This window comes from Gilliamella sp. B2717, from assembly GCF_026536675.1.
GTDB classification, from domain to species: domain Bacteria; phylum Pseudomonadota; class Gammaproteobacteria; order Enterobacterales; family Orbaceae; genus Gilliamella; species Gilliamella apicola_I.
Window position 1 is genome coordinate 359 of sequence record NZ_JAFNNQ010000035.1, and the last position, 843, is coordinate 1,201.

Annotated in this window: 1 protein-coding gene; it reads right to left on the reverse strand. The window is 41.6% G+C overall.

The window, feature by feature from the left end; genetic code table 11:
* The coding region (locus J3U35_RS05620) for a hypothetical protein (RefSeq protein WP_267360121.1) at positions 1-696 on the reverse strand (696 nt) is incomplete at its 3' end.
* Between the last annotated feature and the right edge of the window lie 147 nt (positions 697-843).

Genomic DNA, 843 nt, shown 5'->3' on the forward strand with positions numbered 1-843 from the left:
GTCGTCCGATAATTTAGCAAGCGCTATGACAATTTGTTGCGCTGTGATCTCGTCTTTTTCATAATCGGCGTAGTAGGGGGCTGTGATTTTTAATGGTTTAAGTTGTTCTAATGCGAATTTATAGATAGCTAACTCATGACTATTTTCACCAACACAACTCAGCTTAAATTCGTCGGTTTCTAAAAATTTGATAATTAGATTTTGCATATACCCGGCAATCTTTGCGCCGAGTTCATCAACGTCGATCTTGTCGTAAGTTGGCAATGTTGACAGTTGTTTATAGAATGTTTGCGCTATAAGACTTTTACCCGCATTTTCAATGGCGTATTGCTGCTGTACTTCGGTGCAACGAGTTAAACCGCAGGTGCGTAAAAAAGTATTAGCAGCTTTTGAGCCTTTTTCTTGATAGAGTGTTGCATATTTACGAGCAAAATAACTACCAATAAATTGAGGGGTACCATTAAAAAATGGGTGAAAATAATCGTATTCATGTGGTATTTGTTCCCACAGCGGGCGCTCAATAATTGACAGATCAGCCGGCGCCCGACGCTCAGTGTTACGCGGCGATTTGGGTTGAATAAATTTTTTTGGCAAAAATTGCCCAACACGATCGTAAAAATCACGCATAACAACGGATAGGGCAGATCGCGCCCTATCGCTGATTGGTGGTAATCGCTGAATGATTGAGGCGGTCATGTCATTCTGCGGAGTTAACTACGTCGTCGACCAGGCTCAGCATTACATATCCCGGCTGAAGGAATTCTTCATCGTCTAATACGTGAGAAATGCGGCGAAAAATTCTATAACAGGTATAATTACCGTCAACATACTCACGCAGACAGA